At 59.1% G+C, this 14,046-nt stretch carries 9 protein-coding genes and 2 tRNA genes; 2 read left to right on the top strand and 9 right to left on the bottom strand.

The features are described from left to right. Positions 1-34: 34 nt before the first annotated feature. The 9 genes from ACYZT7_RS03675 to rnr all read right to left on the bottom strand — a co-directional run bounded on the left by ACYZT7_RS03675 (position 35) and on the right by rnr (position 13,423). Positions 35-3,310 (bottom strand): transglutaminase family protein, encoded by a 3,276-nt coding sequence (locus ACYZT7_RS03675; protein ID WP_462039983.1) that lies wholly within the window; start codon positions 3,308-3,310, stop codon positions 35-37. 397 nt (positions 3,311-3,707) lie between these two features. Next, a complete protein-coding gene (locus ACYZT7_RS03670; protein ID WP_462039982.1) occupies positions 3,708-6,011 on the bottom strand; it encodes a YgiQ family radical SAM protein in 2,304 nt (767 codons plus the stop codon). A gap of 101 nt (positions 6,012-6,112) precedes the next feature. Beyond that, positions 6,113-7,507, bottom strand: coding sequence for a replicative DNA helicase (dnaB, locus tag ACYZT7_RS03665; RefSeq protein WP_282376703.1), 1,395 nt, complete (start codon positions 7,505-7,507; stop codon positions 6,113-6,115). A gap of 120 nt (positions 7,508-7,627) precedes the next feature. Further along, positions 7,628-8,074 carry a 50S ribosomal protein L9 gene (rplI, locus tag ACYZT7_RS03660; protein ID WP_003197251.1) on the bottom strand — a complete coding sequence of 149 codons (447 nt, stop codon included), beginning with the start codon at positions 8,072-8,074 and terminating at the stop codon, positions 7,628-7,630. A gap of 19 nt (positions 8,075-8,093) precedes the next feature. Continuing rightward, complete coding sequence (locus ACYZT7_RS03655; RefSeq protein ID WP_461976519.1) at positions 8,094-8,987, bottom strand: hypothetical protein; 894 nt, start codon at positions 8,985-8,987, stop codon at positions 8,094-8,096. Positions 8,988-9,023: 36 nt separating this feature from the next. Then, positions 9,024-9,254 (bottom strand): 30S ribosomal protein S18, encoded by a 231-nt coding sequence (gene rpsR, locus ACYZT7_RS03650; protein WP_002551829.1) that lies wholly within the window; start codon positions 9,252-9,254, stop codon positions 9,024-9,026. Positions 9,255-9,282: 28 nt separating this feature from the next. Continuing rightward, entirely contained in the window at positions 9,283-9,705 is a 423-nt protein-coding gene (rpsF, locus tag ACYZT7_RS03645; RefSeq protein ID WP_003217491.1) for a 30S ribosomal protein S6, read from the bottom strand. Positions 9,706-10,019: 314 nt separating this feature from the next. Further along, a complete protein-coding gene (rlmB, locus tag ACYZT7_RS03640; RefSeq protein WP_283189749.1) occupies positions 10,020-10,787 on the bottom strand; it encodes a 23S rRNA (guanosine(2251)-2'-O)-methyltransferase RlmB in 768 nt (255 codons plus the stop codon). Further along, positions 10,784-13,423: a ribonuclease R gene (gene rnr, locus ACYZT7_RS03635; protein WP_462039981.1), complete on the bottom strand. Its 2,640-nt coding sequence runs from the start codon at positions 13,421-13,423 to the stop codon at positions 10,784-10,786. The genes rlmB and rnr overlap by 4 nt, the downstream gene beginning before the upstream one ends. 226 nt (positions 13,424-13,649) lie before the next feature. On the opposite strand from rnr, the gene ACYZT7_RS03630 reads away from it, so the two are divergent. Together ACYZT7_RS03630 and ACYZT7_RS03625 are read left to right on the top strand one after the other, a co-directional pair. After that, positions 13,650-13,736, top strand: a tRNA-Leu gene (locus tag ACYZT7_RS03630). Between the two features lie 166 nt (positions 13,737-13,902). Further along, a tRNA-Leu gene (locus tag ACYZT7_RS03625) sits at positions 13,903-13,989 on the top strand. The last annotated feature ends 57 nt before the right edge of the window (positions 13,990-14,046 follow it).

Here is a 14,046-nt window from a genome sequence, read left to right as displayed (position 1 = left end):
CGGATATACGAAAAATCCGAGCGTCGCGTACGGTTTAGAAACGTCGTAAATCGAGAGTCATCGGTAGCTCGTCGTTAATTTCCATATTGGGTATAGGAAGTTTCCCCGGCGTATGTCCGATGCGGAAGAAACGCGCCATTCGGCGGCTCTCCGCCTCATTGGCGTTCACCGGCAAGCTGTCGTAGTTGCGTCCGCCCGGATGGGCAACGTGGTACTGACACCCACCCAGCGAGCGCTGCATCCAGGTGTCGAGCAGGTCGAACACCAGCGGCGCATGGACCGGGATGGTCGGTTGCAGGCAGTTGGCCGGTTGCCAGGCACGAAATCGTACACCAGCCACAAACTCGCCAACCCGTCCGGTGGGTTGCAATGGCACCGCAATGCCGTTGCAGGTCAGCACGTAACGCTGTGGTGGCAGGCCAGTGAGTTTGACCTGCAAGCGTTCAAGCGACGAATCCACGTAACGCACCGTGCCGCCGACCGCGCCCTCCTCTCCCAGCACATGCCAAGGCTCCAGCGCCTGGCGCAATTGCAGTTCTATGCCGCTGACCGCGTAATCGCCGACCTTGGGGAAGCGAAACTCCAGATGCGCCGCAAACCACTCGGCCCGCACCGGATAACCGGCGGCATTAAGGTCGACGATAACGTCGGCGAAATCCTGTTCGATGAAGTGCGGCAACAGGAAACGATCGTGCAGCTCAGTGCCCCAGCGCGCCAGTTTTGGTGGCGCATAAGGCTCGCGCCAGAACCGAGCTACCAGCGCCCGCAGCAACAATTGCTGAGCCAGGCTCATGCGCGCATGGGGCGGCATTTCAAACGCGCGCAATTCGAGCAATCCAAGGCGACCGGTAGCACCGTCCGGTGAATACAGTTTGTCGATGCAAAATTCGGCACGATGGGTGTTGCCGGTCACGTCGATCAGTAGGTTGCGCAGCAGCCGATCCACCAACCACGGCGCACACTCCTCACCCGGCTCAGGCATCTGGGCGAAGGCGATTTCCAGTTCATACAACGCATCGTTGCGTGCTTCGTCGACCCGTGGTGCCTGAGACGTCGGGCCGATGAATAATCCCGAAAACAGGTAGGACAAGGACGGATGGTTATGCCAGTAGCTGATCAGGCTGCGCAGCAGATCGGGGCGGCGTAGAAACGGTGAGTCAGCCGGTGTCGCGCCTCCCAGTACGAAATGGTTACCGCCGCCGGTGCCGGTATGCCGGCCATCGATCATGAATTTCTCGGTGGTGAGTCGGGTCTGGCGCGCTTCTTCGTAAAGAAATTCGGTGCGCTCGACCAGTTCATCCCACGTGGCAGACGGCTGCACGTTGACCTCGATCACACCCGGGTCGGGCGTGATGCGGAAGTTGCTCAGGCGCGGATCGCTCGGCGGCTCATAGCCTTCCAGCAACACCGGGCAATGCAATTCCTCGGCAGTGGCTTCGATGGCGCTGACCAGTCCCAGGTAGTCCTCGACCCGCTCCAGCGGCGGCATAAACAAGTACAACCGCCCTTCTCGTGCTTCCGCGCAGAACGCCGTGCGCGTCAGCCAGTCGGCGGATTCGTCGATCTTTGGCGTGCGTTCATCAGCAACCGCAGACTCGCCTTGGCTCTGAAGTTGCGCAGTGTCGGGCAGTGCGGGGAAATCCTGATTCGGGTCCACAGGATGAATGAACGGGTACTCCGCCGCTTTCACCCAAGGCTGCGAGCCGAGCGGCAAGCGATAGCCCAGCGGCGAATCCCCTGGCACCAACCGACAATGCTCATCGCGCAGATACCAGCGGCCGCTTTGCCACTGATCACCCTTGGCGGTGCGCGCCAGCGGCAGGACCTGACCGATGACCTTGTCCAGGCCCTGGCTGAAGACTTTGCGCAGGCGCGCACGCTCCAAAGGCTCTTCAAGACGTGAGTCTTCGGCGCTGACGTTCTGCGGCAAAGCGCCTTCGCGCCAGAGGTAATAGAAATTGTCTTCGTAGGCCGGGAACACAAAACGCGTCGGAATTTTAAGGCGTTCGGCGACGCTGGCCAGAAAACGCCCGGCCAACTCGCCATTGGCCCCGTAGTCTTGCTGCTCATCGGCAATCAGCGCGCTGTTGTGCCAGATCGGCACATCGTCGCGGCGCCAATAACAGTTCAGTGACCAGCGCGGCAATTGCTCGCCGGGGTACCACTTGCCCTGACCGAAGTGCACCAGTCCCTTTGGCGCGTAGTGCTTACGCATGCGCTGGAACAATTCGGCGGACAGACGCCGCTTGTCCGGCCCGAGCGCAGCGGTGTTCCATTCGGCGCCGTCCGGATCGTCGATGGACACAAACGTCGGTTCGCCGCCCATGGTCAGGCGTACGTCACCCTCGAGCAGGTCGGCATCAATCTGCCGACCCAAGGCCTGGATCGCCAGCCACTGGTCTTCGGTGTAGGGCTTTGTCACCCGCGGCGCTTCCCAAATCCGCTCCACAGACATTTCGTGGGTGAATTCGCACTCGCACGGTTCAACCAAGCCACTGATCGGTGCAGCAGAGCCCGGATCGGGGCTACAGGCCAACGGAATGTGTCCTTCACCGGCAAACAGCCCTGACGTCGCGTCCAGGCCGATCCAGCCAGCACCGGGCAAATAGACCTCGCACCAGGCGTGCAGGTCGGTGAAGTCCACGTCAGTGCCCGACGGGCCGTCGAGGCTTTTGACATCGGCGGTGAGCTGGATCAGGTAACCGGAGACGAAACGCGCCGCCAGACCGAGGTTGCGCAGCAGTTGCACCAGCAACCACGCGGAGTCGCGGCAAGAACCGGAGGCATGTTCCAAGGTGTGTTCGGGGGTTTGTACACCTGGCTCCATGCGGATCAGGTAGCCGATGTCTTCGCTCAGGCGCTGATTGAGCGCGACGAGGAAATCGACGCTGGGCAGAGGCGTGCGGTCGATACCGTCCAGGTAAGCCTTGAACTTTGGCGTCAGGGGCAAGGTTTCCAGGTACGGCGCCAGCTCTTTGCGCTCATCCACGGCGTAATCGAAAGGGATCTTTTCGGCGTAGGGCTCAAGGAAGAAGTCGAACGGATTGAAGACCGCCATCTCCGCCAGCAGGTCGACTTCGATTCGCAGCTCATCGGTTTTCTCCGGGAACACCAACCGCGCCAGGTAATTGCCCTGCGGATCCTGCTGCCAGTTGATGAAGTGCTGCTCGGGAGAGACTTTCAGCGCGTAAGAAAGTATCCGCGTGCGACTGTGGGCCGCCGGGCGCAGACGAACGATCTGCGGACCGAGCTCGACGGCGCGGTCGTAGCGGTAATGCGTGACGTGGTGCAATGCGACATGTATCGACACGGCGTGCCTCCTGCGAGCCTTAAGCGTATTGGAAAGCGCGCAAGACTTATGCCATCGCGCAGCGCTGGCGCTTTCTCCGGTTGCTTGAGGCAGTACAGCACCAAAATCGGGCGATGCGGGAATTTGGTTAGGGGGAGTTGCACGGAAATGTTGCGACCGGGGGCTGTCAGGCGGGATTTTCAGCGGCCGCGCTGGCCTCATCGCGAGCAAGCTCGCTCCCACATTTGTCCGGGGCGCCCCGACAATTTACAACCAACAACGATCACTGTGGGAGCGAGCTTGCTCGCGATGAGGCCAGTTGCCACAACCACCTGCTCACTTTGATACAGGCTTTTACTCTGCCAGAAACGCAAAACGCCAACCCGAAGGTTGGCGTTCTGTTCAACTCAAACGTGGCTTAGCGCGGCACTACCGGCTTACGCGCAGGCTTGGGCCCTTTGCCTTTGGCCGCGTCCTTGCGGTCCTTGGCGGCTTGCTGGTTGCGGGCGAACGCCGCAGCCTTGGCCTGTTCACGTTTGTCCCACGGGTTAGCGCCATCGCTGGCGCGCGGTGGCAAGCCAGTGTGCTGGGTCAGGATCTTGGTGGTCTTCTCGCCTGCCACTTTATGGCTGCCAGCCGGCGTCGAGTTCTTGCGACGGGCGCTCTGGTAGCTGTCGGTCGCCGGCTGGTGCAGCGGGATCAACTGATTCTTGCCCGGCCCGATCAGGTCGGCGCGGCCCATGCGGGTCAGCGCTTCACGCAGCATCGGCCAGCCTTTCGGGTCGTGATAACGCAAGAACGCCTTGTGCAGACGACGCTGCTCTTCGCTCTTGACGATGGTCACGGCGTCGCTCTTGTAAGTGACCTTACGCAGCGGGTTCTTGCCCGAGTGGTACATCGCGGTGGCGGTGGCCATTGGCGACGGGTAGAACGCCTGTACCTGGTCTGCACGGAAGCCGTTGCCCTTGAGCCACAAGGCCAGGTTCATCATATCTTCGTCGGTGGTGCCCGGGTGCGCGGCGATGAAGTACGGAATCAGGTACTGCTCTTTCCCGGCTTCCTTGGAGTACTTCTCGAACATGCGCTTGAACTTGTCATAGCTGCCAATGCCCGGCTTCATCATCTGGTTGAGCGGACCTTCCTCGGTATGTTCCGGGGCGATCTTCAGGTAACCACCAACGTGGTGGGTCACCAGCTCTTTGACGTATTCCGGCGACTCGACTGCGAGGTCGTAACGCAGGCCGGAGGCAATCAGGATCTTCTTCACACCCGGCAAGGCACGGGCGCTGCGATACAGCTGAATCAGCGACGAGTGGTCAGTGTTCAGGTTCGGGCATATGCCAGGGAACACGCACGAAGGCTTGCGACACGCGGATTCGATTTCCGGGGTTTTGCAGGCGATGCGGTACATGTTCGCGGTCGGGCCGCCGAGGTCGGAAATGACGCCGGTAAAGCCTGGGACCTTGTCGCGGATCTCTTCGATTTCGCGAATGATCGACTCTTCGGAACGGTTCTGGATGATCCGGCCTTCGTGCTCGGTGATCGAGCAGAAGGTGCAGCCACCGAAGCAGCCACGCATGATGTTCACCGAGAAACGGATCATGTCGTAGGCAGGGATCTTTTCCTTGCCGTACGCCGGGTGCGGAATGCGCGCATAGGGCATGCCGAACACGTAGTCCATTTCTTCGGTGGTCATCGGAATCGGCGGCGGGTTGAACCAGACGTCGACTTCGCCGTGCTTCTGAACCAGTGCACGGGCGTTGCCCGGGTTGGTTTCCAGGTGAAGCACGCGGTTGGCGTGGGCATAAAGCACCGCGTCGCCACGGACTTTCTCAACCGACGGCAGACGAATCACGGTCTTGTCGCGGGTCATCCGTGGGCTGGCCAGGATCTGCACGACTTTGGCTTCGCTCGGGTCTTCAACCGGACCTTTTTCCTGCTCGATGGTGCAAGCCGCAGTGTCCTGGGTGTTCACGTACGGGTTGATGATCTTGTCGATCTTGCCCGGACGGTCGATGCGCGTGGAATCCACTTCGTACCAGTCTTTCGGCGTATCGCGACGGATGAATGCGGTACCACGAACGTCGGTGATGTCTTCGATCTTGTGACCGTAGGACAGGCGTTGGGCGACTTCGACGATCGCACGCTCGGCGTTGCCGTAGAGCAGGATGTCGGCGCAGGCGTCGATCAGGATCGAGTTGCGCACCCGGTCCTGCCAGTAATCGTAGTGGGCGATGCGGCGCAGGGAAGCTTCGATGCCGCCAAGAACGATCGGCACGTTCTTGTAGGCTTCCTTGCAGCGCTGGCTGTAAACCAGGCTCGCGCGGTCCGGACGTTTGCCCGCCAGGCCACCGGGGGTGTAGGCGTCATCGGAACGGATTTTTTTGTCGGCGGTGTAACGGTTGATCATCGAGTCCATGTTGCCGGCCGCGACGCCGAAGAACAGGTTCGGCTCACCGAGCTTCATGAAGTCGTCTTTGGACTGCCAGTTTGGCTGAGCGATGATCCCGACGCGAAAGCCTTGCGACTCCAGCAGCCGGCCGATAATCGCCATGCCGAACGACGGATGGTCAACGTACGCATCACCGGTGACGATGATGATGTCGCAGGAATCCCAGCCAAGCTGATCCATCTCCTCCCTGCTCATCGGCAGGAATGGCGCTGGGCCGAAACATTCGGCCCAGTACTTGGGATAGTCAAATAACGGCTTGGCTGTTTGCATGACGATGACCGGTGTTGAGATGAAAAATCGCGGGCGCGGAATATAGCACAAAAAATAACCAATTCCGACGGCTATGGTCGGAAATTGCGACTCTCGGCAACTTACTCGTCGTCGAAGTTGTAGCTGCCCGGCGCCAGGTTTTCGAAGCGGGTGTACTTACCGATGAACGCCAGTCGTGACGTACCGATCGGACCGTTCCGCTGCTTGCCGATGATGATCTCGGCGATGCCTTTGTGCTCGGTTTCCGGGTGGTAAACCTCGTCCCGGTACACGAACATGATCACGTCAGCATCCTGCTCGATCGCTCCGGATTCCCGCAAGTCGGAGTTGATCGGGCGTTTATTCGGACGTTGCTCCAGGGAGCGGTTGAGCTGGGACAGCGCCACCACCGGGCAGTTGAATTCCTTGGCCAGGGCCTTCAAGGAACGGGAGATTTCAGAAATCTCGTTGGTCCGGTTGTCGCCGCTCGAACCCGGGATCTGCATCAATTGCAGGTAGTCGATCATGATCAGGCCGACATCGCCGTGCTCACGCACCAGACGCCGAGTCCGCGCTCGCATTTCCGAGGGGCTGATACCAGCCGTATCGTCGATGAACAGCTTGCGATCGTTGAGCAAGTTGACCGCCGAGGTCAGGCGCGGCCAATCGTCGTCGTCGAGGCGACCGGCACGAACTTTGGTCTGATCGATCCGGCCAAGGGACGACAGCATACGCATGATCAGCGATTCGCCTGGCATTTCGAGCGAGTAGACCAGTACGCACTTGTCGCTGCGTAATACAGCGTTTTCCACCAGGTTCATCGCAAAGGTGGTTTTACCCATGGATGGACGGCCGGCGACGATGATCAGGTCGGACGGCTGCAAGCCGCTGGTCATGCCGTCGAGATCGGTATAACCGGTGGAGAGGCCCGTAATCGCGTTGTCAGTGTTGAACAGTGTATCGATCCGGTCGATGGCCTTGGTCAACAGGTCATTCACGCTCACCGGGCCGCCGGTTTTTGGCCGGGCCTCGGCGATCTGGAATATCTGGCGTTCGGCTTCGTCGAGAATTTCTTCAGCCGAGCGGCCTTCCGGGTTGAAGGCGCTGTCGGCGATTTCGGTGGCGATGCCGATCAACTGCCGCAACGTTGCTCGTGCGCGAACGATCTGCGCATAGGCCTTGATGTTGGCGACGGACGGCGTGTTTTTCGCCAGCTCACCCAGGTAACCAAGGCCGCCGACCTGCGAGGTCTGACCTTCCTTGTCCAATTGCTCGGCAAGGGTCACGACGTCGATCGGCGAGTTCTGGTCGGCGAGCTTGGCGATCGCGCGGAAGATCAGACGGTGGTCATGCCGATAGAAATCGCCGTCGGAGACTTGATCGAGCACGCGTTCCCAGGCGTTGTTGTCCAGCATCAGACCACCGAGCACGGCCTGTTCGGCCTCGATGGAATGCGGAGGCACCTTCAGGGAAGCGGTTTGCAGATCGTATTGCTCGGGAGCGGAGATATCGTTCATGGCCACTTGGTTTATTTAAGAAAAGCAGGGATTTCAGAAAGACAAAGGGCACGACCTGTAAACAGGATCGTGCCCGATGTTACCGGCAAGCACCCGAGGGTGCCAGCCGACAAGTGCTGCTTAAGCTGCTACCACGACAACGCGTACGGTGGCTTCAACTTCGGCGTGCAGGTGCACGGCTACGTCGAATTCGCCTACGTTGCGGATGGTGCCGTTCGGCAGACGAACTTCGCTTTTTGCGACTTCAACGCCAGAGGCGGTCAGTGCATCAGCGATGTCGTGAGTACCGATCGAACCGAACAGCTTGCCTTCGTCACCAGCAGTGGCAGTGATAGTCACTTCCAGCTCAGCCAGTTGGGCGGCACGGCTTTCAGCCGAAGTTTTACGGTCTGCTGCGGCTTTTTCCAGCTCAGCGCGACGCTCTTCGAACGCAGCCAGGTTGGCAGCGGTCGCAGCGGTAGCTTTGCCGTAAGGCAGCAGGTAGTTACGGCCGTAACCAGCCTTAACGTTCACTTTGTCACCCAGGTTGCCCAGGTTGGTGACTTTTTCCAGAAGGATCAGTTGCATGTGAAAATCCTCTTAACTTTTAACCTTCACCGTTCGCGCTATCGGCGTCTTTCGGCGCCGAACGACCGCGAAAATCAATCAGGCTGTCGACGATGGCCAAGACCACCAGCAACGGATAGATCAGCTGCATGAACAGCAACAGCGTGACGTACAACCCCACCAGCCAGAACCTGGCCAGTCGCTTCTGCGCCACCAGCCCGTGAATCAGGGCCAGCCCGGCGAACACCAGCGGTACGCTGCACAACGGCGTCAACATGGCCATCTGTGGACCGATGTTCGGTCCCAGAAGCATGCACGCCAGCAGCAACATCGCTGGTAGAAGCGGGAATCGGATGGCGCGAAACTCGCGACCAAAACCACCCGGGTTGTACAACAACGCCTGCCAGTAGCGCCCGACAATCAGGCTCAGCACACTGACGATTTGCAACAAGGCCGCAATCAGGCCGGTCAGGACCGGTGCAATCAGGGACGCAAAATGCGCTTGCTCGTCTACCGACAACTTCTGGTAGACATCACCGAGTAGCGACGGCATGACTTTTATCAAAGCCTGCGCCAGCATCTCGATTTGGGGAGCAAAAACTGTCCCCAGCACCACTGCAAACACCACTCCCATCGCTATGCTGACCAGCAGCACGCGGTTCCAGGACTCACTTGCGCGCAAAACCAACGCAAGGCTCCAAGACCCCAGCAACACCAGAAGTGAGCGTGGGTCATCGGCGTAAAGCCACCAGATCAATGCCGGCAGCAGTCCCAGAGCAAGAACGCTCGAGGCGTCCTTCAATCCGCGCCGCAGGAGCACAAAGCATCCAGCGGCAGCACCCAACCAATACAACAACGGCAATGCCGCGCATCCAGCCACTACCAGAGTGGCCTGCATACGGCCGCGCATGATGAACTCAGCTATGGCTCGCATGCATTCAATCCTTTGCTACGTGTCGACTGCCCGATCTCAGCGGCCGTGGCTGTCGGTGTAGGCCAGCAGGGCCAGGAAGCGGGCGCGCTTGATAGCGGTGGCCAGCTGACGCTGATAACGTGCTTTGGTACCGGTGATGCGGCTTGGAACGATTTTGCCGGTCTCGGATACATAAGCTTTCAGAGTGTTGAGATCTTTGTAATCGATCTCTTTCACGTCTTCAGCGGTGAAGCGGCAGAATTTACGACGACGGAAGAAACGTGCCATTTGATAGGCTCCTTAAAAGGTCCGTGGATTACTCGTCAGCGTTATCGCTGTTGTCGCTGTCATCACTATCAGCGCTTTCAGCGCCTTCGTGCTCAGGACGGTCGCGACGCTCACGGCGCTCACTGCGGTTTTCTTCAGCCTTGAGCATCTCGGATTGGCCAGTAACGGCTTCTTCGCGACGGATGACCAGGTTACGGATCACTGCATCGTTGTAGCGGAAGTTGTCTTCCAGCTCGGCCAGGGCCTTGCCGGTGCACTCAACGTTCAGCATCACGTAGTGAGCCTTGTGAACATTGTTGATTGCGTAGGCCAGTTGACGACGGCCCCAATCTTCCAGACGGTGGATTTTGCCGCCGTCTTCTTCGATCAGCTTGGTGTAACGCTCTACCATGCCGCCGACTTGCTCGCTTTGATCCGGGTGGACCAAAAAGATGATTTCGTAATGACGCATGAATGCTCCTTACGGGTTGTAGCCTGCCGCTAAAAAGCGGTCAGACAAGGAGTGAATGACACTTATGGACTTGCTTGCGATAGACACATGCGTGCCTGCCGTCACAGCAAGGGGCGCAATTGTAGAGAAGGGACAGAAGAGGCGCAAGGCAATTGGTGATTATTTGAACAGTTCGTTCGCCCACCCATTTTTGCCTCACCACAAACCACTGTGGGAGCGAGCTTGCTCGCGATGAGGGCATGACATTCAATATTTATGCTGAATGTTACACCGCTATCGCGAGCAAGCTCGCTCCCACAGGGATTACATCTGACTTAAGACTTTTTGGCGGGGCCGGCAGCTTTAACGCTGCGTTGGCGCTGAGCCTCGAACAAGCAGACGCCGGTCGCCACGGAGACGTTGAGACTGCTGACGCTGCCGGTCATCGGCAGGTGCACCAGGTAGTCGCACAGATCGCGAGTCAGGCGACGCATGCCGCTGCCTTCAGCACCCATGATCAGGATGGTCGGGCCGGTCATGTCTTGCTGATACAGACTCTGCTCAGCCTCGCCCGCCGTACCGACGACCCACAAGCCACGCTGCTTGAGTTTTTCCAGGGTGCGCGCCAGGTTGGTCACGGCGACCAACGGAATCACTTCCGCCGCGCCACAAGCAACTTTCCGTACCGTCGGGGTCAGCGTGGCTGACTTGTCCTTCGGAACGATCACCGCCAGTGCGCCCGCCGCATCGGCAGAACGCAGGCAGGCACCAAGGTTGTGCGGGTCGGTCACGCCGTCGAGCACCAGCAGCAGCGGCGCGCCTTCGGTGCGATCGAGCAGCTCGTCGAGCATTGCTTCGCCCCAGACCTGGCTCGGACTCACCTCCGCGACCACGCCCTGGTGCACGCCTTCGACCCAGGCATCCAGCTCGCGACGCTCGGCGTTGCCGACGGCTACGCGATTTTCGTTCGCCAGCTGGATCAGCGTCTGGACCCGCGGATCGCTGCGGCCTTCAGCCAGCCAGATCTGCTTGACGCGTTTCGGGTGGTGACGCAGCAACGCTTCTACTGCGTGCACGCCGTAGATCTTTTCCAACTGACTCATGACTTGGCCTTAGGTTTACGCGCCCCGCCACTTTTGGCAGCAGGAGCGGAACCCGCTTTTGGCGGGCCTTTACGGTGTTTGCTCGGTTTGGCTGGCTTGCCGCCGGGTGCCTTGTCAGGCGCCGACCGTCCGGTCTTTCCCCCAGACGCCGCTTTACCGCCGCTTTTCGCTTCAGACAGCAACGCCTGCTTCATTTCGCGGCTTTTGCGCAGCTCGGCATTTTTCGCCGCGGCATCGCTCGGGCGATAGGCTTCGGCAGCCTTTTCCTTGGCAGGACGACGACCGGTTTTAGCCGGGGCCGGTTCTGCAGCTGTTTTTGTAGAAGGGGTAGCCGGTGCAGTCGCTTCAGTCCCGCGCTTCTTGCGACCGATCGGCGCGCTGATGGTTTTTTCAGCCATCTCGAAGTCGATCTTGCGTTCGTCGAGATCGACGCGCATCACGCGCACCTCAACGGTATCGCCAAGGCGGAAGCTGCGACCGGTACGCTCACCGGCCAGGCGATGATGTACAGGATCGAAGTGGTAGTAATCGCCCGGCAGCGCGGTGACATGCACCAGGCCTTCGACATAAATGTCTGTAAGCTCGACGAACAGACCAAAACCGGTCACGGCGGTGATCACACCCGGGAACGACTCGCCCACGCGATCCTTCATAAACTCGCACTTGAGCCAGTTCACAACGTCGCGGGTTGCTTCGTCGGCACGGCGCTCGCTCATCGAGCACTGCTCGCCGAGCTGCTCCAGAATCGCTTCGTCGTACGGATAGATGCGCGCCTTCGGAATGGTCATCGCGCCGGCACGGCGAACGTGCGGGGTGTCCATTTTCGAATGGATGACGCTGCGAATCGCCCGGTGCGTGAGCAAGTCCGGGTAGCGGCGGATCGGCGAGGTGAAGTGGGTATAGGCTTCGTAATTCAGGCCGAAGTGGCCCTGGTTATCGGCGCTGTACACCGCTTGGCTCAACGAACGCAGCATAACGGTCTGGATCAGGTGGAAATCCGGACGGTCCTTGATGCTGGCCAGCAGTGCCTGGTAATCCTTCGGCGACGGACCGTCCTTGCCTTTGTGCAGGGACAGGCCGAGCTCACCGAGGAAGGCGCGCAGTTTTTCCAGACGCTCCGGTGGCGGGCCATCGTGGACGCGATACAGCGCAGGGATTTCGTGCTTTTTCAGGAATTCAGCGGTGGCCACGTTGGCCGCCAGCATGCATTCCTCGATCAGCTTGTGAGCGTCGTTACGAACGGTCGGACGGATTTCGGCAATCTTGCGCTCGGTCCCGAAGATGATCCGGGTTTCCTGCGTTTCGAAATCGATCGCACCACGCACGTGACGGGCCGCCAGCAGAACCTTGTACAACGCGTACAGCTGTTTGAGGTGCGGCAGAACGTCGTTGTATTCGCCACGAAGCTGACGCGCTTCGGTGACTTTCGGCGTCTCCAGCATGGCGCTGACCTTGTTGTAGGTCAGGCGAGCGTGGGAGTGAATCACCGCTTCGTAGAAGCAGTAGTCGGTCATCTCGCCGGATTTGGAGATGGTCATCTCGCAAACCATGGCCAGGCGATCAACGTGAGGGTTCAGCGAGCACAGGCCGTTGGACAGCTGCTCAGGCAGCATCGGCACCACGCGCTCGGGGAAGTACACCGAGTTGCCGCGAACCTGAGATTCATTGTCCAGCGCCGAACCGATTTTCACGTAGCTGGAGACGTCGGCAATCGCCACGTACAACTTCCAGCCGCCGGAGAACAGGCGCAGCTTGCCCGGTTTGGCTTCGCAGTAGACCGCGTCATCGAAATCGCGAGCATCTTCGCCGTCGATGGTCACGAACGGCAGATGGCGCAGGTCGATGCGCTTCTCTTTGTCTTTCTCTTCGACTTCAGGCTTGAGCTTGGCGGCTTCTTTCAGCACAGCCTCAGGCCAGACGTGAGGAATATCGTAGGTGCGCAGGGCGACATCGATTTCCATGCCCGGCGCCATGTAGTTGCCCACGACTTCGACCACGTCGCCTTGCGGCTGGAAGCGTGGCGTCGGCCAGTGAGTGATCTTCACTTCGACGAACTGTCCGATCTGGGCATTGGCGTTACGACCCGGGGTGACCAGCACTTCTTGCTGGATCTTCGGATTGTCCGCAACGACGAAACCAATACCGCCCTCTTCGAAGTAACGGCCGACGATGGTCTCGTGGGCACGGGATACCACTTCGACGATCATGCCTTCGCGGCGCCCGCGACGGTCGAGACCGGAAACACGAGCCAGCGCACGATCGCCATCGAACACCAGCCGCATTTGCGCCGGGCTCATGAACAGGTCGTCACTGCCGTCGTCCGGGACCAGGAAGCCAAAGCCGTCACGGTGACCGCTGATGCGGCCCAGGATCAGGTCGAGCTTGTCCACCGGCGCATAGGTGCCGCGACGGGTATAGATGAGTTGAGCATCGCGCTCCATGGCGCGCAGACGGCGACGCAGGGCTTCGAGCTGGTCTTCTGTGGTCAGACCAAACTCTTCGACCAGCTGCTCGCGGTTAGCAGGCGAACCCCGATCAGCAAGGTGCTGAAGGATCAGTTCGCGGCTAGGAATAGGGTTTTCATATTTTTCCGCTTCACGAGCGGCCTCGGGATCGAGGGACTGCCAATCGGCCATTAGAGAGTTTTCACCTTGTCTATATGCGGGTTAGTTTGGCATAGGCGTAATGAAACGGGAAATTTCAGGCTATGACAGCCCATCTAAAGCCCTTTATCGACACTGCAAAGCTGATTTGAATGCCACTGGTAAAATTTTCCAAGTTTTTTTGATGCCAGGGGTTTACAGTTAAAAAGACGCTCCGTATAGTGCGCGCCATCGACGACGCAGACGCATTGCCGATACTGCCCAGATGGTGAAATTGGTAGACACGCCAGCTTCAGGTGCTGGTGACCGCAAGGTCGTGGAAGTTCGAGTCTTCTTCTGGGCACCAATTTCGAGCTTGAGATTAGATCAATTTCAAGGCTCGCACAAAAACCCGCGAAAGCGGGTTTTTTGCATTCTAAGCTTCTGATTTATTAATACTAAATCAGGGGTTTACAGATCAAAAAGCTCTCCGTATAGTGCGCCACATCAACAGCGGCAACGCTTGCGATGATGCCCAGATGGTGAAATTGGTAGACACGCCAGCTTCAGGTGCTGGTGACCGCAAGGTCGTGGAAGTTCGAGTCTTCTTCTGGGCACCAATTCAAATTCAAGATCCCGGTCTTGAATTTCACAAAAACCCGCGAAAGCGGGTTTTT

The sequence above is a fragment of the Pseudomonas sp. RT4P38 genome, assembly GCF_054897765.1.
The sequence above is the reverse complement of the archived record's forward strand: the minus strand, read 5'-3'. Positions and strand labels throughout refer to the sequence as shown.